The sequence below is a fragment of the Pseudoalteromonas sp. T1lg122 genome (genome assembly GCF_002964825.1).
In the GTDB taxonomy this organism is placed as follows: Bacteria; Pseudomonadota; Gammaproteobacteria; order Enterobacterales; family Alteromonadaceae; genus Pseudoalteromonas; species Pseudoalteromonas gelatinilytica.
This window is the reverse complement of the sequence record NZ_PQCG01000034.1, coordinates 49,692-71,034: the sequence shown is the minus strand read 5'-3', so window position 1 is coordinate 71,034 and position 21,343 is coordinate 49,692. Positions and strand designations below refer to the sequence as shown.

Below are 21,343 nucleotides of genomic sequence, written 5' to 3'. Positions count from 1 at the left end.
AGAGTTAATTAATTAAAGTTTATTAATTTCTTGTTTTACGCTGTAGCTTGAATCGGTGACAATGGCTTCGAGGGTTTGCACACGTTCTCTTAGCTCTTGTAGCTCTTTTGTTACTTCGGCTACATGCTCGTTTGCTTCTTTTGAATTTTTTAAAGTCCGTGATTTAAACTCAAGGTGTTTTTTATACATATCATAAATCACCCCAGAGCCAACAGATATCAGCACGATTAACACCACCATGGTAGTACCTGACATACACTTCTCCTTCCATTTTTAGTACCCAATACCAATTCACTATAATACTTAATCATTTTGAGGGATTAAACCTGTCGTTAACTGCGTTAAAAATTTCTCATTTAGAACAACTAAATAACGAAATTTTTGCCTTGTTATCAACGAGGTTTTATTGCCTCAAAATAGACTACTTAATTAAGCGAATTGGTATAATAGAGTATAGATTGTATTCAAAAATGCAATTCCCATTCTGTTACAAGGTGTTTCGTTTTAGAAATGGCTTGATGCGAATAAAGCCCGTGACCAACATGGTGCCTGCGATAACACACAGTGCGCCAACTAAGGTATTGGGACCAATTTGCTCATCTAAAATTAGATTACCCCATACTATGCCAAAAAGTGGAATCAAAAAAGTAACAGTCAGCGCTGAGGTTGGGCCAATGTCATCAATCAAACGAAAGAACAAGATATACGCTATCGCTGTACACAGTACACCGAGTGCGAGTACCCCAAGCATAACCTCGTTACTTGGCATTTCTCTGGCAGGAATAACAAAAATAAGCGGCAGTACCATAATACTCGCCGCCCACATACTGCCATGGGCATTATCAAAAGCTGATAACTTTGGGGCATGTTTGGTGTAATGAGATGCGATGGCATAGCTTAGTGAAGCACACAGTGCTGCAACAATGGCCGTGATGGCTTGGCTGTCGATAGTCAGGCTATTTTGACCTACCAAAATGGCCACGCCCGTTAAACCCAACAGTAAGCCAAGCAACATACTTTTAGTGGGTTTTGTTTTACTCCAAATAATACCGACGATGGCACCCCAAATTGGCGTTGTTGAGTTTAATATGGATAAGGTAGATGCATTAATTGTTTGTGCTGCATAGGCAAACAATAAAAAAGGAATGGCGGAATTAAGCGCACCAATAATGAAAAAATGCTTTTTGTGGGTCTTGAAAGCCAGTTTCTTGCGTAAGTACAGCGCAAAAATAAACAGTGTTATTGCTGCAAAGCCGACTCTTAACTCAATTAATACTGCAGGGCCTAAGCTATTCGCTGCCATGCGCATAAATAAGAAGGAAGCGCCCCAAATAGCAGCAAGGATGAACAGGCGTAATAAACTTGGCAATGACATGGTTTTACATTCTTAAATTATAAAACCTGAGCATACCAAATTTATGCCCCAATACTCGCCATTTTCGGACTATTAATCAGTTGATTGTGGGAGTTTCTTTTCGAAATCAGACTTTACGATTTCTAAAGCTGCTAATACATCTTTGGCGGGAACGTCGTTTTGCTCTAAGAGCATAATGAGGTCAACAGCAATCTTTATATAGTTAGGCGCGCTTTCTAACTCATTGCTCATTTTTGCAGTTCCTTTTTCTTAGCAACTTGGCTGATGGCCACATCGATAGCAGTTTGCACTTGTTGCTCCATTTTAATACGCTCTGTTTGTGGTAAGTAAAATTCCATATCGACATCGTAGCGGATGTAGCGGGCAGGCAGTTGGTTTAATACGGTGCAGCATAAATCTGCCATAATATCATCACTATAGGTTGATTCTAAGTTGCGCTTAGTGATGTCTTCGACAACTAATTTTTCATAGTAGTTGTGAATGTCGTCATGCATTTTCATACAAAATAAGCCTAATTAAACAGTCACTTTTAGTGTATACCAAGCTTTAAAATAAATCGACAGCTGCCCTAAAAAGCTGGCCATGTACATCAACCAAACGGCTTAAATTTCGTTGATAGCCACCGCCCATGGCTGCAAACACTGGGATTTCTGCTTGCTTTGCTTGGCTTAATACAAAATGGTCACGCTGGTACACGCCTTCTAAACTCACTTGAAAGTGTCCTAATTCGTCATCCGAAGCGATGTCTGCGCCAGCGTTATACAAAATGATGTCTGGCTGGTGGAGTCTAATTGTTAGGGCTAAAGCTTGTTTTACTGTTTCAAGGTATTCAGTATCTGAAGTGCCGTGCTCTAAAGCAAAATCGTAGTTTGATTGCTGTTTAATTCGCGGGAAGTTTTGCTGACAATGAATAGAGCAGCTAATGATCTGGGGATGTACTTGTGTAACTTCGGCTGTGCCATCACCTTGGTGAACGTCACAGTCAAAGATTAATACGGTGTCGGCTTGCTCTGTATCAATTAAGTGTGCTGCGGCTATCGCCAAGTCATTGAATATACAAAAACCACTACCATAGCTCGTAAAAGCATGATGATAACCACCACTTAGATTAAAAGCCGCACCCTGTTGCAAAGCAAACTCAGCGCCTTGAATACTCGCGCCAACAGAGTAAAGTGTTCGTTCAACCAATTGAGTGGACCAAGGAAAGCCCATTTTTTTAATTGCTTTACTATCAAGACTGCCAGTTAAAAAAGCGTCGACATAGTCGGGGTTATGGCACAGAGTAAGCTGCGCTTTAGTGGCTTGTTGTGGGGTAATGAAATGCTGCTCATCAATAAAGTTGCTGACAAGCTGTTTTAACAAGCGATATTTATCAATGGGAAAGCGGTGACGCTCTGGTAAAGTTAACGCTGAATAACTTGGATGATAGTAAAACATTATCTCAGCTGCTGTTTCTCGACCTGTTGAATTTTGTCTTCAGTAGCAGAAATGGCTTTACGACAACGGCCAAGCCTTGCATGTAAAGCTAATATTTCTTTATTAATTTCAGTTACTTGCTGTGAATTTGCTGCGTCGAGCTTAAGCTTTCGCTCTTCGATCATCAAAACTAAGCGGCGTTCAAACTCATGGTTTTGTTTTAGTTCGTCATACAATTCATGAGATGACTGCATGATTTTTTGCACGGCTTGCTTATAAACCTGTGGCTTTGTTTTTGGCTTAAAGGTGTATTTATTTTCTTTAGCCCAAACCGGGGTTGATTTGATCACATTAAACACCGCTTCTACCTGAAGGGTAATGCGCTCAAGCGCATATTGATAGGCATGGCGATGCTCAGCTGGCGGCAGGCTGTTAAGCTCATCTTCAATTTCGGTTACATAGTCGGCCAGCTTCATACTTTTTGTGCTAAACACGGCTTTATCAAACAAACTTGGTTGGGCTTGCATGTAGCGATTTTTCGCAAATAAATTACCCTTATCAAATTGCATGGCTAACTGTTTTAGCCGTTCAATCTGTGACCGTAGTTTATCAAAAGCAGTTGATTGCATTTATAAATATGCCTCATAGATTAACTTTAATGCTAACACTATAACCACAGTGTTAAACACTGGGCGGATCATTTTACCACCAAACTTAATTGCTGAATGTGCACCTAACCATGCACCTAGCATTAAGAAAAAGCCCATTGTGATGCCAAGTAAAAAGTTCACATGACCAAGCGCGACGAAGGTGATCAATGAAATAAAGTTTGAAACAAAATTCATTGAACGGGCAAGGCCACAGTTAAGCAATAAGCTCATTTTATATAATAGGCTATTTGATGCGGTCCAAAAGGTACCTGTACCTGGGCCTGCTAAGCCATCAAAAAAACCAAGTCCTAGACCTTGCAGCCATTGTTTAACTTTAGTCTTACCATCAAGTTCAGGTAACTCGTTATGCTCAGTTGTGCTTAAACTGCCAAATAAACTGTAACAAGCAACTAAAATAATCACCACCGGTAGTAATTTATTCAAAAATTCAATACTTAAATAATCAACCACTAAAGTACCTATGAGTGCACCAATGGCGGTTGCAACAATGGACGCAGCCCAAAACCGTGGGTTGAACAACTTTTTACGAAAATACGTTACGCTGGCTGTCAATGAACCAAAACTTGCTGCAAGTTTATTGGTACCTAAGGTGAGGTGGGGCGGTAAGCCAGCGGTTAATAGCGCGGGTACCGTTAACATGCCACCACCGCCTGCAATTGCATCGATAAAGCCAGCTGCCAGTGCGACTGCGCATAATAATGCCCAGGTTGTTGGGTCTAAAGCTAATTCAAACATTAATAATCAATTTGTCTTTTAAAAGGTGGCAAGGTATCGAGCATGGCTTTGCCATATCGCTTGGTCACTAGTCGGCGATCAAGGATAGTAATGCGACCTTGATCATTTTCTTTGCGCAGCAGTCTACCACAGCTTTGGACTAATTTCTTTGCTGCATCAGGTACGGTTATCGAAAGAAACGGGTTACCGCCTTTGCTCTGAACAAACTCAGCCTGCGCTTCTTCTATTGGTGAGGTAGGCACCGCAAATGGAATTTTTGTTATTACCAGGTTTTCTAAGTATTTACCTGGTAAATCAAGACCCTCAGATAAACTTTGAGTGCCAAATAAATAGCTAGCACGGCCTAAATCTACATTGGCTTTATGTTTTTTCAACAGTGCTTCACGAGACATTTCACCTTGCACTAAGACCTCAATTCCTTTGCTACGCAGTGCTTTTACGACATGATCCATCTGCCAATAAGAGGCAAATAACACTAAATTTGCTTTTTTATCATCAAGGAATTTGGGTAATTGCTCAGCTAAGTGATCACTAAACGCTTTATCGGTTGGCTCAATATGACTTGCAGGAATATGCAGCGTCGCTTGTTTAGGGTAATCAAACGGAGAAGGGACTTTTATGTATTTTACGCCTTCTTCTTTGGCAAGACCGCATTCATAAGCAAAGTGATCAAATGAACCCAATGCAGTTAAGGTGGCTGAACAAAGCACGGCACCCGCACATTGATTCCATAATTTATCTTTTAGGTAATAGCCAACTTCAATAGGGCAATCACTGAGTAAATGGTCGTGATGGTTCTTATATTCTAAGCGTTTGATCCAGCGCGCATGAGGAATTCCTTCGCCTTTTGTCGCGTAGCTAAACCACAGCTTGTTTAATAACTCTAAACGGTTAATGTACTGACCACTTTCAGCCAAGATTGGATCAGCCACATAAGGTTTTATATCGCCATCACTTACGTCTTGAACTAAGGTGTCGTGCATCTTGTTGAGTGCTCTTAGGGCATCAAGGGTGGCATCGCTAATATCTTTTGCTTTGGCATGTAAAGAAGCTGGGATTTCACCATGTTCAAAACGATAGGTGTCATCACTGTTATAATTAAAGTCTGCGTTATCAAGAATATCACGCACCACTTTTAAGTTTTTACCAGCATCATTGATACTGTCACTGAGCTTAAAATTTTGCCCAATCGCTTTTTGACCTACGAGCACATTAGCCATTTTACCAGCAAATTTAACCAGCTTGTCGAGCCAATCTATGGTGCCTTTAATGGTTGCTGCAGCAGAAGAAAAATCGCGGGTGATGTGCGCTAAATGGTGGCTTCATCGATTACATAAATCGTATCGTCAGGTTCAGGTAGAATTTTACCGCCACCCAAATCAAGATCAGCCAGTAATAGAGAATGGTTGATCACTAGCACATCCATTTGCATCAGACGCTGACGCGCCATATGAAAAGGGCAGAGCTGATGAGCGCGCATTTGTCGTTGGCATGAGTGCTTATCACAGGCAATTAAATTCCACACTTTATCAGGAATAGTATCAGCCCAGCTATCGCGGTCGCCTTGCCATTGCTTTTTTGAATAAGCATCATAAAGTTGCTTTAAGCATTTGGTTTCCATATCTGAAAGCGGCGATGATAGGGTCGGCATAAACTCCATTTGCGTTTGACTGTCGCCATTAACGGCGGCACTGAGTTTTTGTGCACAGATATAACGCTGTCGACCTTTCACTAAATCAAACTTGATGTCGAGGCCAGAGTGCTCTTTAAAAAAAGGCAGCTCCTTACTAATTAACTGCTCTTGAAGGGCAACGGTTGCCGTCGAAATCACTAATTTCTTTTTCTTGGCCATGGCCAAAGGCAATGCCCCTAGACAATATGCCAGCGACTTGCCGGTGCCGGTGCCTGCTTCAATAACACAAATTCGTTGGCTCTTGTGATATTCGCCAGCCAGCGTTTTTGCAATTTCGGCAACTAAATAGTTCTGGCTGCTTCGAGGGCGGTAATCGGTGAGGTTATCAGCAACATGCTTATGAATTTGCCGAATTGTTTTTTTTAAAGAGTCAGAAAGCATGCCCAGAAAACCTAAAGTATGTATATAATTACAGTAATGAATTTTAGAGATTTAACTGGGCAACTACAAGCGACTTGTTCGATTATTATTTTAGAAGCTTTAACAGGGGCTCGAGGTGAACTTTATAGTTTGACCACTGAGTTAGAGCATCTTTGTAAATCGGTTGCCTTACTTGTTCAGAACTTGGCGTCATTATTGGACGTTGGTGATTATAAAAATTAATACAGTTTTCATGCATCTCTAAATTGCAATGACGTAGTAATTCAGTCACCGTATTGGAAAAATCATTAACCAGGTTTTGATAATCGACTGTATAAATTTCGCCAGCATAGAGCGTGTCCCAGTGTGACATTAAGTCTGTATAATCATTTATGTATTGTGCAAGGGATGTGAAATCGTAGCTATAAGCATGTCCCTCTGAAAAAGAGTGTTTATATAAACTCCATGCTGTTGCGGCTTTATCTCGCGTAACTTCGAGTATTTTAGCGTTCGGGAATAGGGTTTTTATCAATGCAATATGATGGAAGTTTGTGGGTTGTTTATCGATAAATAGCTTATTTTCTCCGCGTAACGGGGCAATAAAGTTCATGTATCTTGAGGCATAATGTGCTTTATCGTTATCAGAAAGTTCATCAAGCCCATAAGGCATAGTTGAGCGCTTTTTACTCTCGAGCTCACGCGCAATTGCATTAATTTCAGTTAGTTCATAACTTGCATCAACATCAGGGTGACTTGCTAAAATTTGCTCAACTAAGGTAGAGCCACTACGCGGTAAGCTGACGATAAAAATCAGTTGTACAGAGTCATCAGAGTTATTGTTAGCAACTGGTTTTTCAGTTAGGTGTTTTTTGCAGCGAGAGTAGAAATCGCTAGGCTTGTATGGCGTTAATGACTTTTGTATACGGTTTGCTTTATCTAACATTGCAAATGATAAGCTGAAGTTTCCTTGTTGCTCATACGCTTTGGCAAGCGCAAAGTAGAATTGGGCACTATTTAGGTGTGGTTTAGCAGCTTGTGTGAGCTGCTCTAGGTTACTGATATCTTCGTTGTCAAAAACGTATGTCTTTAAGTTTGCCAAATTCCAATAAGCTTCACCTAGTTTATTATCTAGTTGCAGAGATTGTTTATAGTGATTAATTGCAAGCTCAGTATTACCTTTTATTTTTTCTATGTTGCCAAGGCGAAGGTGGCATTGGGCTGGATAATAATTTGCATCGAGTAACTTGTTATAGATGGCTGAGGCTTGATCAAACTGCATCAATTTTACATGAGCGATCGCTAATAAGCTCTCTATATATAATGTAGGTGAAGGAATCGACGAGCGGTAAAAAGAGATTAGCTCATTAAATTGTTTGGTAGTCAGTAAGGCTTGACAGTAGTTTTCTATAACAGCTTGTTTTTGCGAGTTGTTTTCAAGGTTATGCTTTGATATTGCCAAGTGCGCTTTACTATCACCTACTTTCAGGGCAATGTCAGCCAGCGTTTCAAGTGCTCTATATTCATTAGGCACTAATTGTAATAATTGCTGAATGATTTGTTGTGCTTGCTGAGGGTTTTGATTGTTTAACTGTTGTTTCGCAGTTTCTAGTTGTTTATTAAACCAATAGATCATTTCATACTGTTTTAATGCACTTTGCTGTTGTTCATGCTCTTGAAGTCGTTTGTGAGTATCAGCGAGTAAGGCCCAGCCATCATGGTATTCAGGATGTTGATTAAGTATTTCTAGCAACATTTCCTTGGCTTTATCTGGTTCTGTAGCAATGAGTGTTTTTGCGGTATTAATCGCATCAATAGGGCTCATAATTGGCTCTTATAATTTTATGTTGTTAGGGTGTACTATACCCCTTCCGTGATAGATATTTGAAGTAAATGGTTACAGATACAGGTTTTATCCTTTCTAAAGAAGCGTTTGATAGCTCATCAGGGGTTAGTTTCGTGTTTTGGCTTTGGTGTGAGCATGGCCCTTTAAAAGTGCAGGTTGAGCATCAAGAAGTGGTTTTCTTCATTCCTGAAAATCAAGTGTCTGCAGCAACGCGGTTATTAAAAAGTCAAAACATTCATGTTCGTTTTGCCGATGCAAAGTTAAGAAACTTCCAAAATCAATCGGTGATCTGTTGTTATTTCAAATCATTAAAAGACTACTACCGTGCCATTAAGATTTTAAAAAGTTCACACATATTGCTGTTTGAAGATGATGTCAGGCCAATTGACAGATTTTTGATGGAACGTTTCATTAAAGGATCAGTTTGGGTTAAAGGGGAAGTTCAAACTCGCCGTGGCTATAGATTGTTAACAAACGCAAAATTAAAACCAAACAATGAATTTAGGCCTTATTTTAAACATATTTCTATTGATATTGAGTGTAATGGGGAAGGCGTTCTATTTTCTATTGGCTTAGTCGGAGACGGCATAGACAAAGTGTTAATGATAGGGCGCCCAGAGCCTACTCCAGATCTAGATTATCAAATTAACTGGTGTGAAGATGAAATAGACCTGCTTTCTCAATTTGAGACTGAGATCCAGCTAATTGACCCTGACGTATTGATTGGCTGGAACGTGATTGAGTTTGACTTTCGTGTCCTTCACGCAAGAGCTGAGGCACTTGGCCTTTCGTTAAAGCTCGGACGCAATAAAGAAAAGCTACGTGTACGGGAAGGAAATATCACCCGCATAACAATACCTGGTCGCGTAGTTGTTGATGGTATTGATACACTAAAAAACGCCACTTATCATTACGACAGTTTTAGCCTTGCTAATGTAGCAAGTATTGAGCTTGGCGAAGAAAAGCTGATCAGCACAGATAATCGCCTAGAAGAAATTATTCGCCAGTTTAATGAAGACAAACTGTCTCTTGCTAATTACAACAGACAAGACTGTATTTTAGTTCTGCAGATTTTTGAGAAATTAAAGTTACTCGATTTTGCCGTTGTAAGAAGCCAACTCACCGGACTTGAGTTAGAAAGAATGGGTGGCTCAGTAGCGGCCTTTACTAACCTTTATTTGCCGCTCTTACATAGAAGTGGCTTTGTCGCCCCTAATTTAGGCGATCATGGGTTAAGTTTTGACAGTCCAGGTGGTTATGTCATGTCATCGCAACCTGGTCTGTATAAAAATATCTTGGTGCTTGATTATAAAAGTCTGTATCCATCAATAATGCGCACATTTTGTATCGACCCACTTGGCCTTATTGAAGGGTTAAAAAAACCACAGAGTGCGATAGAGGGATTTAATCAGGCGCTGTTCTCACGAACTGAACATCACCTTCCTGAATTGATAAGAGAGCTTGCTGCAACGAGACAAATTGCAAAAGACGATAACAACCCTATGTTATCGCAAGCGATCAAAATTATTATGAATAGTTTATATGGTGTACTTGGTTCAAAAGGCTGCCGCTTCTATGACCCTCGATTGTCGAGTTCTATTACCCTTCGTGGCCATGAAATCATGCAAACAACGAAAAAATGGATAGAAGAGTGGGGTTATGAAGTCATTTATGGTGATACTGATTCGACGTTTGTGAAGCTTGATGATGATCTAAACTCACTAAACTGTAATGAAATCGGTACGAAACTGGCAGGAAAAATTAACAAACGCTGGCAGCTCGTTTTGCAGCAAGACTATAAAATAGACAGTTTCTTAGAAATTGAGTACGAAACCCACTACAGCCCATTTTTTATGCCCACAATTAGAGGCAAAACAATGGGTTCAAAAAAGCGCTATGTAGGAAAAGTCGAAAAAAATGGCACTTCAGAATTGGTCTTCAAAGGTATGGAAACTGTTCGAAGTGATTGGACTGAACTTGCCCATAAGTTTCAAACAGAATTATTTGAGATTTTATTCGGCGAAAATTATAGCCAAGAATTAATAATTCAAACCTTTGATAAATATGTTAAAAAACTCTATGCGGGTGAATTCGACGCCATGTTAGTTTACCGCAAACGCTTAGGTCAGCATTTAACTGATTATAAAAAAAATATCCCTCCCCATGTAAAAGCAGCGAAACAACATTTAGCTGATAATCCCCATCTTACCTTTCAACGCGGTCAGATAATTGAATATGTTTACACCGCTACTGGCGCTGAGTACTACAACGGGCAACATAATTACGATTATGGCATTTATGTTAATAAGCAATTATTGCCAATAGCTGAAATGATTGTTGTTAATTTAGGTACTAAGATTGCGCCGCTAAGTGACCGTCAGATACAGCTTTTTTAGAAAAATTAACATTTTTTTGACTGTTTATTGCGATGAATGATCGATAAGCTCGGTTTAAACGCTTATTTGTGTGTTTTTTGTTCATAAAACAAGAAAAAGTAAACTTTTTGGTGCTTCATTAAAAAATTGTAAATAAAGGGCTGGATATTTTGTTTTATTTGTTTATTATTTGTTTGTCGCAGTCCTGATGCGATACAAATAATAAACAAGCTTATGCTAAATATAGCCACAATATAGTGGTCCAGGGAGAATCAAATGTTAAATAATAAAGTTTCAAAAGCAGTTCGCTTAGCGCTTGCTTTTGGTACAGCTTCTACAGCTGCGTTTTCTGTAAACTCTTATGCTGCTGAAGAAGAAGCAGTAGAAAAAGTTGAACGTATTGAAGTAACAGGTTCACGTATCAAACGTACTGATATCGAAACTGCAAGCCCAGTACAAGTTACAACAGCTGAAGAAATCGAAGTAGCTGGTTTCACTCGTGTTGAAGACATGATGAACAGCTTGCCTCAACTTGAAGCTTCAAGCACTGCATTCCAATCAAATGGTGCTTCTGGTACTGCTACGCTTAACTTACGTGGTATGGGTTCACAACGTACCCTAGTACTTATCAATGGTCGTCGTATGCAAGCGGGTGGTATCTATAGCCAATCTGCGGATATCAACCAAATCCCAGCTGCACTTATCAAACGTGTTGACGTAATGACTGGTGGTGGTTCATCAACTTACGGTGCTGACGCGGTAGCGGGTGTTGTAAACTTCGTGATGGACGATCAGTTCGAAGGTTTTGAAGTGAACATCGGTTCAACTGCATACCAACACGACAACGACAATGAATACATCCAAGGTCTAATGGATGACCGTGACTTTGAATACCCTTCAGGTAGCTCAGGTTTTGACGGTTCATCGTTTGACTTCTCAGCTACTTTAGGTGGCTCATTCGACAGCGGTAAAGGCCACGCGGTTGGTTACTTTACTTACAACAAACAAAACGAACTACGTCAAGGTGCTCGTGACTACTCATCTTGTGCATTAAATGCAGCAGGTACTGCATGTGGTGGTTCTGGTAACGCTGTAAACCCTAACTTCTACATCGCAGGTGTTACTGATTCTGGTGCATTTGACTGGGATGATTACGATTACTGGACACTAGGAACTGACAGCAGCTTCATTCCTTCAAGCGGTAACGTTTACAACTATGCGCCTGTTAACCACTTCATGCGTCCGGATGAGCGTCACACGTTAGGTTTATTCGCAAACTACGAAATCAATGACAACTTCCAACCGTTCATTGAAGCTATGTTCATGCGTGACCGTACTTCTGCACAAATCGCAGAATCAGGTACGTTCTTCGATACAAACTATGTAATCGATTACGATAGCCCGCTATTAACAGACGCACAACGTCAAAACCTAACTGACCGTTTCGGTTTAACATCAGGTGACCAGTTCGCTACTTACATCGGTAAGCGTAACGTTGAAGGTGGCCCACGTGTTAACCAATTAGAGCACAACTCTTTCCGCCTAGTATTAGGTAGTAAAGGTGAAATCAGTGACACTTGGTCATACGAAGCGTTTGTTCAATACGGTTCAACATCTTCATCTTCGGCATACGAAAATGACTTCTTCGGCCCACGTATCATCACTGCACTTTCTGCAAATGGTGAAGACTGTGCGTCAACTGATGGCTGTATTCCTTACGAAGTATTCACATACCAAGGTGTTTCTACTGAATCAGCAGCTGCTCTAACTGGTACAGCTATTCTTAACGGTGTAACAGAACAGTTCATCGTAAGTGGTTTCGTAACTGGTGAGTTTGACTTTGGTCTTCCTTCGTCAGACTACCCAATCGCTGCAGTATTCGGTGCTGAATACCGTGAAGAAACATTCGGTCGTACAGCGGACGAAGTTTATGCGCAAGGTCTATTACTTGGTCAAGGTGGTCCTACTAAGAGCCTTAACGGTGAGTATGATGTAACTGAGTACTTCGGTGAGTTAAGCTTACCAATCGTTGAAGGTTTACCTGGCGTTGAAAGCTTATTAATCGACTTAGGTTATCGTTGGTCTGATTACAGCACATCAGGTTCAGAGCCTACTTATAAAGTAGCAATGAACTGGGACGTAACTGAAAACTGGAAGATCCGTTCAAGCTACAACCGTGCAGTACGTGCAGCGAACAATGGTGAGCTATTCGCTCAACAAAGCCAAGGTTTATGGGCTGGTTCAGATCCATGTGCTACAGCAACTCCTTCACTTACCCAAGCTGAGTGTGCGAACACAGGTGTTTCAGCTTCTCAATACGGTAACGTAGGTAAGAGCCCAGCGGACCAATACAATGGTTTCTTCGGTGGTAACCCAGAGCTTAGCCCTGAGATTGCAGATACAATCACTCTAGGTGTTGTAGGTAACCCGTTTGAAGACTTCAACTTCTCAATCGACTACTGGGATATCGACTTAGAAGATGCAATCGGCAACATCGACCCTGAGCTTATCGTTGAGCAATGTGGTAAAACGGGTGATGCACTATTCTGTGATAACGTACAACGTACACCAGGTAGCGGTAGCCTTTGGATCGGTTCTGGTCAAGTTATCGCAACGAATACGAACTTAGGTAACATCCACTATGAAGGTATCGACTTAAGTGCAAACTACGACATCGAAGTTGGTGGCGGTACGCTTTCTACAAGCTTAATCGGTACTTACATGATGACTAAGGAATTTGAAGATATTCCTGGTGTAAGTGAAGTTTACGACTGTGTTGATACACTAGATAACGGCTGTTTCCCACAACCAGAATGGCGTCATGTTCTTAGCGCAAGCTACGACACAGGCAGCTGGTGGAAAGCAACAGCTAAATGGCGTTACTTCAGTGCAGTTAATGACTACACAGGTTCAGACACTTTAGTTCAAGATGGTATTGGTTCACAAAGCTACCTTGACCTTAAAGGTTCATTCACAATCAATGACTACACACGTGTTCTTGTTGGTGTGAACAACGTATTAGATAAAGAGCCACCACTAGTAGGCGGTACATTATCTACAAATGGTAACGCAGTTGCTGGTTACTACGACACGCTAGGTCGTTACTTCCACGCAAGCGTTTCATTAAAATTCTAATTTGAATTAATTAATGTATGATAAAGCGAGCTTCGGCTCGCTTTTTTTATGGGAAAGCTTTTTTATGGGGAAACAATGACATCAGAACAACACGCGTTTACCCAAGCTGTTGCTTTACTTCAGCAAGGTAAAGTTAGCCAGGGGATAGAATTATTAAAACCGTTAACATATAACAGTGAATTAGCTGAAAAAGCGTTACAGATCCTTTTCAAAGTTGCTATGCAGCAACAAGACACTGAAACAGCCATTGCTTATTGCCAGCAACTGGTATCCATTGCTCCAACAAAATTTGATTACGTACTGACCCTAGTGCAAATAAGTTTAAGTTGTGGTGAGTTCGAAATTGCAAAAAACGCGCTATTACCTTTATATACAGCAAATCCGCAGCAAGCTGATATCTGTTTTCAGCTAGGTAATATAGAACGAAAGCTTGGTAACGCCGATGCAGCGATACGCTTTCTCGAGCAAGCCCTCACATTATCTGAGCAGTTTAAAGTACCCGCTTTAATAGAAATTGCTTATGTGCATAATGAACAATTACATCAACCGAGTGTAGCAATACAGTATTTAGAACAAGCGATTAGTCATGACAATAAAAGTCTGCAAGCCAACTTTGCATTGGCAAATATTCATGAACAACTCGGTAATAAAGATAAAGCGAAAAAAGGCTTTCAACAGGTTTTAAAGATAGATGCATTTAACGCGATGGCACAAGCAAGGCTGGCTGACATCGAGACATTTTCTGAACAAGATGCGACTAACTACGAACATGCATGCCTAGCTATATTACAACGAGAGTTAGATGATATTGCCTGTGCTGATCTTTATTATGCACTTGGTAAAGTGTTTAATGATTGCAAAAATTATCAGAAAGCTTGGCACTATTATGTAAAAGCAAATCAATACAATAAAAAGTATTTACCAGTTTATGATCGCCAGTCTATTGAAGCGGTAACCGACTACACCTTAGCGCGTAATATCACTCTTCAAGCAGCGAACACCTCTATTACGCCTATCATTATTTGCGGTATGTTTCGTTCTGGCTCAACACTGATTGAACAAATTATCAGCTCTAACGAGCAAATAGCAGCAGGTGGTGAGATTGCCTATTTACATTCATCGCTATTCAATTTAATTAGTGATGAAAAGGCGCTTGCAAATAAGGCTAAAGATCCTGAGTTTATAAATGGTTATAACGGGCAACTAACTCTTCGAGCCGAAGGTGCTCTTTACGTTACAGATAAACGCCCAGAAAATTACCTTTATTTAGACGTTATTAAGCAGCTATATCCAAATGCGAAGATCATTTGGACTGAGCGAGATATCAAAGATAATAGCTTATCAGCTTATTTCCAACATTTAGGCCCGAGCTTAAACTACGCAGTGTCTCTGAATGACACTTTGCATCACTATGAGCAGCAGCAACGCATTAAGTCACATTGGCAGTCGCGCTTTAGTAATGATATTTTTACGATGAATTATGATTTACTTGTTGCGTCACCTGAGCAGGTGTTAGAGCCGCTGTTTAGTTTTTTAGGGTTAGAATACACTGATGAAGCCCAGCGATTTCATCATAAAACTGGCACGGTAAGTACAGCAAGTGTATGGCAAGTAAGAAAACCTCTTTATAAATCATCATCAGGACGATTTGAAAATTACCTAGAGCATATACAGGGCAGTGAACAATCCTATCTGGATGCAAAAGCACTGTTAAATAAATAGCGATTAGTTACAGGAAAAGACCATCATGAAGATGGTCTTTTTAATTATTTTAACGGCATGATATCACAAGGAATCGTTAGCCTTGGGCTATCGCTCTTAAGTTGATATGTCCCGTGCCATATATAGCTTGGAAATATAATAATTTGACCTTCCTCTGGGCATATTTCACGAGCAATTGATTCTCGCTCTCCTAAGTTAAGACTGGTTTCTCCTAGCTTTAGCCAGCCATTTTTAGTGGCATCATCTTTACTCATCTCAGCAGGAATAGAAATATAACTCGGCGCGGATAACCAGCCTTGAGGGTGGATATGATTAGCATGAAAACCACCTTCTTCTAGCTTTACAGACCAACTACCTCTGGCAACAAAGCGCTTGTGGTTTCGTGCTAACAGAGGGTGGTTAACGTCCTCTGGAAGTTGCGTCAGGTATTGATTAATACATTGCGACATTGATGTCTTGAATAAATCAATAAGTTGATTAGAGCGCTGGAGTAAGTGACCTTGTGTTTGACTGCCACTTCGTACACTTTGATCTAATGGCTGCAGTTTATTGGTATGTAGGCTAATCATAAGCTCTTTTAACTGATGATTAAAATCAGCAAAGGTTTTAAAACCAGCCGGAGCAGGGAGCTCCATTACCTTCACGAATTTGTCGAGGTTAGTTAACCAATGGTATTTATCATTATTCGATAAGCGCCAAGCAATACTTAAATAAGCCCACAGCTCTTGGTTATTGGGATTAAATTTTACTGCCGTTTCTAAATGAGAAATCGCTGAGCTGTACTCGCCTTGTTGTATGTAAAAATTTGCTAAATCGATACTGTAGCGGGCATTGTGTGGTGCTTCTTTTACTAGCCGCTGAAGGAGTGAGAATGCCGTTTCTTCATCTCCCTTTCTATCTAAAATGATACTGTGTGCATGGAGTAGATCTAAGTTTTGCGGATAGCTCTGTGTTGCTTCAGAGCTTACTAATAAAGCTTCCTCAAGCTTATCGAGTTGCAATAGTTGGCCAATTTGAGAGTGGATCAGCACCGGATTCGCATCATAGTGTTTAAAAGTTTGGGTGTACGAGCTCATTAACTCGCTCTGTGCGTGTTCCCAGTACAATTTGTTAAGACTTTCATGAGCTGGTACGTAGTTAGGTGCCAGTTCCAAACATGCCTTTAGGTGCGCTTGTGCTTGTTCATATTGCTGCAAATCATAGTAAGTACAACCCACTATATAATGTAATTCGGCGCTGGGTTGCTGTTTTAAAAGCATTTGCAATAGGGCTAATGCTTCGGAAAATTTACCTAAATTACGATAATTACATGCCTGTTTATAAATGAAATGAAATTGCCCTTTTAGTTGCGCAGGTAATTCAGTGCGGAAATAATCTTCAATGTGCTTTAAATCCCCAAAGCGTTCGTAAAGCTCTAAAGTGAGCCAGTGGTACCGAATTAATGTGCTTTGCGAAGGAGATGTTTCTTTAATGAAGTGTTCGGCTTTGAGTAATTCATCTTGGTTAATTAGGCTTTCAATGTAATTGAGTCTTGGTTTTTCAAGTGACAAAGAATTTGTGTTGTATTCACAAAACTGAATACAATCCGCATACTTTTTTTGTTTACAAAGTAAGTTGGTGTAGTTATCCAAAAGCCCAACGTTTTTACTATGAAGACGCAAACCTTGCAAATAGCACTGCTCTGCATCGGTAATTCTATTTACAGCAGATAAACATAAGCTATTTAATGTATACCAATCAGCGGTTTTGTTTGTATGTGAAGAAAGGAGTTGAAGTGCGTGCATATACTGTTGTTGATTGAATGCCTGCAACGCTTTTTGCAATGAATTATTCACTCGTACACCTTGTTTTTGTTTTATGTTAACAGGGTGTACGCTAAAGTAAAATGTTACTCTTGATTTGCATCAAGGTCTTTGATTTCTACAGTACCTTTAATGCGTTCTCTTTGTTTATAAAGCTTGCGAATTTTCTTCCAAACTTGTGGTGGGTATCGACCAAATTGAGCTAGCCGCTTCGTTAAGGGATCGGTGATATAGCTTCCGTCTGCTGCACGATATCCATATGTCATTCCTCCTGCACCCTCTAGCGCGGCCCTGTTAATAGCAGAAGAAGCGCCATAGGCTCTATGTGTGCGATATAAATCCACGATATGCCAGTCATCTATTGTAAGCTTAAACCCTTTAGATGACTCTACAGCATCTTTTAAAGAGCCATTAGTATAGTGTTCAATATGAGACTTTAAATCTTGCTCAAAGTCGTCAAACAAGGCTTCTGTTTGCTGGTAGTAGACGGATAGGTAAAGTCTATCTTTCCCTTTAATTTGCATACCTCGGTTAGAATTAACAAATTCCTCACCATTGTCTGCTAGTTGGTAATACACTTTGCTCCCTACATAGGCCTCTGGGCGAAGATTTGGGCTGCCGATATTCCCTTGATGAAAGCCGTACATTACAATCGGTTTACTTTTGCCAAACTTTTTAAAGACAATGTTGTGTTGTATGTCATTCAAAGACAGGCTATGTCCCATAACAGTAATAAATTCCTCATCAAGTAATGAATTATCACCAAATAATAAATCTTCAGTACTAAAGATAGGGTAGTGCTCAATGAGTTTCTCTAATAATGCTGTGGTATATAAATTTAGCCAATAAGCCAGTTGCTCAGATAAAACGAGCTCATTAAGTGGGATTTGTTCAGGAACGTGTTCAAGGCTCAGACGTATTTTTTTAAAACCAGTTTTCAGGTTTGCTTTTACAACTTCTTCATAATAAAAACGATTTGCTTCTAAAGCTGTATCGTTATTTTTGTGTGCTCGCGTACGTGTGCCAATGCCTGATTGACCTTTTCGAAAACTTCGGTCTGAGCGGCCTAAGTCAATAACCGTGATTTTAAGTAACTGATCTAAATCACCATAAGATATTGTTAAATCACTATCTAAGCCGAAATCGGCAAATTCTTCAGGTAGCGTGTCTAGTTTTGCTGACGAATGTGCTGTAAAGAAAATTGCGGTAACTAATAAAATTCGTTTGATCATAGCGAACTCCCTGTTCAGAAAAAGCCATCCGTCACATTCTTTTGACGAGCGGCCTTATTTTGTTAATTGTTTGAATCAATGTCTTTGATCTTTACTGAACCTCTATTTTCCTTACGTTTGGTATTTAGTTGCTTTAACTTCTCCCAAACTTCAGGAGGGAATCGGCCAAACTCAACAGTTCGTTCCATAAACGCATCGGATATATAACTCGAATTCACTGCACCTACACCTACATCACCAGACGCACTGGCTACGGCATTAAGTAATGCTGCCCGATTTGTTGCTGTTGATGCGCCAAAAGTACGCTCTGTGCGATATAAGTCATTAATTCCCCAATCATCAATGCTTAATTGAAAATTATCAGCTAACTCAACTGAGTTCTTTAAATCTCCTTCGGTGTAATCTTCAATATGATTTTTTAATTGGTTTTCGAAATCGTCAAACAGTGCTTCGGTCTGTTTGTAATATAAGGATAAGTAAAGCTTATTTTTGCCCTTAACTTGCATTCCTCGATTTGAATTAACAAACTCCTCGCCATTTTCGACCAGTTGGTGATATACCTCTGGGCCTTTATAAGCCTCTTTTCTTAAATTTGGGCTGCCGATATTTCCTTGGTGAAATCCATACATAACAATCGGTTTATTTTTACCAAACTTTTTAAATACGATATTGTGTTGAATATCATTTAAAGACAACTGATAGCCCGCCACATGTATAAACTCTTCATCAAGGATTGATTGTTCTCCAAAGAGTAATTCTTGAGTATCTATAACAGGGTAGTGCTCTATCAGCTTTTCTAAGAGAGCTGTCGTGTATAAGTTTAGCCAATAGGCTAATTGTTCATCAAGGACAAGAGCATTGAGAGGCACTTGATCAGGCACTTTCTCAAGGCTAACGCGTACTTTATGAAAGCCTTCTTTTAGTTTGGATGTAGTAACCTCTTCATAGAAAAAGCGGTTAGCTTCTAGCGCAGTGTCGTTATTTTTATGTGCACGCATGCGAGTACCAATATTCGCTTTAGATTTACGAAACCGTCTATCGGAGCGGCCTAAATCAATTACTGTCATATCAAGCAGCATATCTAAATCATCGTAGGATATGGTGATATCACGATCTAAACTAAAATCAGAAAACTCTTCAGGCAATGTGTCTAGTTTTGCTGAGGTTTGTGTTGCAAAGCAAATCGCGCTGACTAATAGAAATTGTTTTAACATAACGAATTCCTTGTTAAAAAGGCCTCACGCACTTACATCTGACGAGCGGCCTTATTTTTTAATTGTTTGAATCAATGTCTTTAATTTCAACGGTTCCACTATTGTCTTGGCGTTTTAAGTTAAGCTTTTTGATTTTTTCTAACATTTCAGGAGAAAAACGACCAAAATCCATAGTGCGCATCATGATAGAGTCTGTAATGTGATTCACGTTAACAGCGCCTATACCTGCGCCACTTCCTTCAGGCCCAAGTGGAACAGCAGAGTTACTGACTACAGCATTTAGCATTGCTGCCGGGTTTGTTGACGCTGAACCGCCATAGTCACGGTCTGTGCCGTATAAATCAGTAATGTTCCAATCTTCAATGTCAATTTTAAAGCGCTTGGCGTACTTAACATCACTTTTCATTTGGCCTTCGGCATAATCGGCAAGGTGTTCACGTAAGTCACTTTCAAAATCTGAAAATAAAGACTCTGTTTGTTCATAATATTTAGAAACATAGAGGCGGTCCTTACGTTTTATTTGCATACCGCGGTTTGAATTTACAAACTCCTCACCATTTTCAACGAGTTGATGGTAAACCTTGCTGCCTTTATAAGCTTCATTACGCAAATTTGGACTGCCAATGTTACCTTGATAGAAGCCATACATAACGATAGGTTTCTTTTTACCAAACTTTTCAAAAACAATTTTATGTTGGATATCATTCAATGAGAGTTTGTAACCAGCAACCGTTAAAAACTCTTCATCTAGAATTGAGTCATCACCAAAAAGTAGATCTTCTGTGTCGCGAACAGGATAGTGATCAATCAACTTTTCAACCATCGCGGTATTATAAAGGTTAAGCCAATAAGCTAATTGCTCATCGAGACTTAAGTCATTTAGAGAAACCTCGCTTGGCACCTTCTCTAAGCTAACTCTGATTTTGTGAAAGCCGTCTTTGATTTCTGATTTTGTAACGCCTTCAAAGTAAAAGCGGTTTGCTTCAAGCGCAGTATCGTTGTTTTTGTGTGATTTCATGCGCGTGCCAATTGAAGATTGGGATTTACGAGAGCTTCTGTCTGACATGCCCATGTCGATAACGGTCATTTCAAGTAAGTTATCAAGGTCTTCATAGGAGATTTCAATATCTCGATTAAGGCTAAAGTCAGAAAACTCTTTAGGTATTTCATTAATTTTTGCCTGCAAAGGAAGTGAGCAAAAAGTAAATATAATTAACAATAATTGTTTAAACATGATTTTTCCTTGTTGTTTTAACAATCTTACTATCAGCGATTGTTACAATTTTTTCAAGTTTAAACGTACCTAAAATAGCCTGTAACCATGTGAATATTCTAATAAATAAAGAGGGTTTGGGGTTTGGGGTTTTAAAAGGGGTTATTCTAGTTGGTTAATGGAATGTTCATTCTATTAACTTTTGCATCATTCAGTCCTTTTTTTACATATCTTTACTATTTTGCCTATCTTTATTGTGGATTCGTCTTATTTGTAGGGTATTAAAATAGCATATTTTTATTTATTAAGATAAAAAATACCGGGAACTCCCGATGTTGTTTGTTGTATTTTTTGCAATAAGTTAACCTATCATATCCAGTACCTATATTAGTACTAAAAAATTAAATTCTTTTTGATCTTTGTAACTTGTTGTAAATGATGGTCCGGCCTTTGTATTTAAAGGTGTCCGATGGTGTTAATAAAGTTCTATTAATTGGTGTAATGTTTTATTTATTGTTAAAAGTTGGACTTTTGCGTTACTGAAGTGTTGACCTTGG

The 21,343-nt window shown here is 39.6% G+C and carries 15 protein-coding genes and 1 pseudogene; 3 read left to right on the top strand and 13 right to left on the bottom strand.

Annotated features, from left to right (window positions below; all coding sequences use genetic code 11):
• Positions 1-12: 12 nt before the first annotated feature.
• From C2M33_RS18375 to C2M33_RS18335, 9 genes and pseudogenes are all read right to left on the bottom strand, one after another.
• Positions 13-255 (bottom strand): hypothetical protein, encoded by a 243-nt coding sequence (locus C2M33_RS18375; protein WP_054563649.1) that lies wholly within the window; start codon positions 253-255, stop codon positions 13-15.
• A gap of 232 nt (positions 256-487) precedes the next feature.
• Complete coding sequence (locus C2M33_RS18370) at positions 488-1,375, bottom strand: DMT family transporter (RefSeq protein WP_105175124.1); 888 nt, start codon at positions 1,373-1,375, stop codon at positions 488-490.
• 72 nt (positions 1,376-1,447) lie between these two features.
• A complete protein-coding gene (locus tag C2M33_RS18365) occupies positions 1,448-1,606 on the bottom strand; it encodes a YbaM family protein (protein WP_105175123.1) in 159 nt (52 codons plus the stop codon).
• Entirely contained in the window at positions 1,603-1,875 is a 273-nt protein-coding gene (locus C2M33_RS18360) for a late competence development ComFB family protein (RefSeq protein WP_105175122.1), read from the bottom strand. Before C2M33_RS18360 ends, C2M33_RS18365 begins: the two co-directional genes overlap by 4 nt.
• A 46-nt stretch (positions 1,876-1,921) precedes the next feature.
• Entirely contained in the window at positions 1,922-2,815 is an 894-nt protein-coding gene (locus tag C2M33_RS18355) for a histone deacetylase family protein (RefSeq protein WP_199776382.1), read from the bottom strand.
• The gene (locus C2M33_RS18350; protein ID WP_105175120.1) at positions 2,812-3,420 is read right to left on the bottom strand and encodes a primosomal replication protein; all 609 of its coding nucleotides are present in this window, start codon (positions 3,418-3,420) and stop codon (positions 2,812-2,814) included. The genes C2M33_RS18355 and C2M33_RS18350 overlap by 4 nt, the downstream gene beginning before the upstream one ends.
• Positions 3,421-4,197: a TSUP family transporter gene (locus tag C2M33_RS18345; protein WP_105175119.1), complete on the bottom strand. Its 777-nt coding sequence runs from the start codon at positions 4,195-4,197 to the stop codon at positions 3,421-3,423.
• Positions 4,197-6,271, bottom strand: a pseudogene (gene dinG, locus C2M33_RS18340) (ATP-dependent DNA helicase DinG). Before dinG ends, C2M33_RS18345 begins: the two are co-directional and overlap by 1 nt.
• An 85-nt stretch (positions 6,272-6,356) precedes the next feature.
• Positions 6,357-8,072, bottom strand: coding sequence for a tetratricopeptide repeat-containing sulfotransferase family protein (locus C2M33_RS18335; RefSeq protein WP_105175118.1), 1,716 nt, complete (start codon positions 8,070-8,072; stop codon positions 6,357-6,359).
• A gap of 68 nt (positions 8,073-8,140) precedes the next feature.
• On the opposite strand from C2M33_RS18335, the gene C2M33_RS18330 reads away from it, so the two are divergent.
• From C2M33_RS18330 to C2M33_RS18320, 3 genes are all read left to right on the top strand, one after another.
• Entirely contained in the window at positions 8,141-10,489 is a 2,349-nt protein-coding gene (locus C2M33_RS18330; protein WP_105175117.1) for a DNA polymerase II, read from the top strand.
• A gap of 255 nt (positions 10,490-10,744) precedes the next feature.
• Positions 10,745-13,603 (top strand): TonB-dependent receptor domain-containing protein, encoded by a 2,859-nt coding sequence (locus C2M33_RS18325; RefSeq protein ID WP_063707079.1) that lies wholly within the window; start codon positions 10,745-10,747, stop codon positions 13,601-13,603.
• Positions 13,604-13,678: 75 nt separating this feature from the next.
• Positions 13,679-15,325, top strand: a complete 1,647-nt coding sequence (locus C2M33_RS18320; protein WP_158685606.1) for a tetratricopeptide repeat-containing sulfotransferase family protein — start codon at positions 13,679-13,681, stop codon at positions 15,323-15,325.
• A gap of 44 nt (positions 15,326-15,369) precedes the next feature.
• On the opposite strand, the gene C2M33_RS18315 is transcribed toward C2M33_RS18320, so the two are convergent.
• From C2M33_RS18315 to C2M33_RS18300, 4 genes are all read right to left on the bottom strand, one after another.
• On the bottom strand, positions 15,370-17,160 hold the full coding sequence (locus C2M33_RS18315) for a putative 2OG-Fe(II) oxygenase (RefSeq protein WP_063707083.1): 1,791 nt from the start codon (positions 17,158-17,160) through the stop codon (positions 15,370-15,372).
• 53 nt (positions 17,161-17,213) lie between these two features.
• Positions 17,214-18,359, bottom strand: coding sequence for a DUF547 domain-containing protein (locus tag C2M33_RS18310; RefSeq protein WP_105175115.1), 1,146 nt, complete (start codon positions 18,357-18,359; stop codon positions 17,214-17,216).
• A gap of 62 nt (positions 18,360-18,421) precedes the next feature.
• Positions 18,422-19,573, bottom strand: a complete 1,152-nt coding sequence (locus C2M33_RS18305; protein ID WP_063707088.1) for a DUF547 domain-containing protein — start codon at positions 19,571-19,573, stop codon at positions 18,422-18,424.
• A 58-nt stretch (positions 19,574-19,631) separates the two neighbouring features.
• Complete coding sequence (locus C2M33_RS18300; protein WP_105175114.1) at positions 19,632-20,807, bottom strand: DUF547 domain-containing protein; 1,176 nt, start codon at positions 20,805-20,807, stop codon at positions 19,632-19,634.
• Positions 20,808-21,343 lie beyond the last annotated feature (536 nt).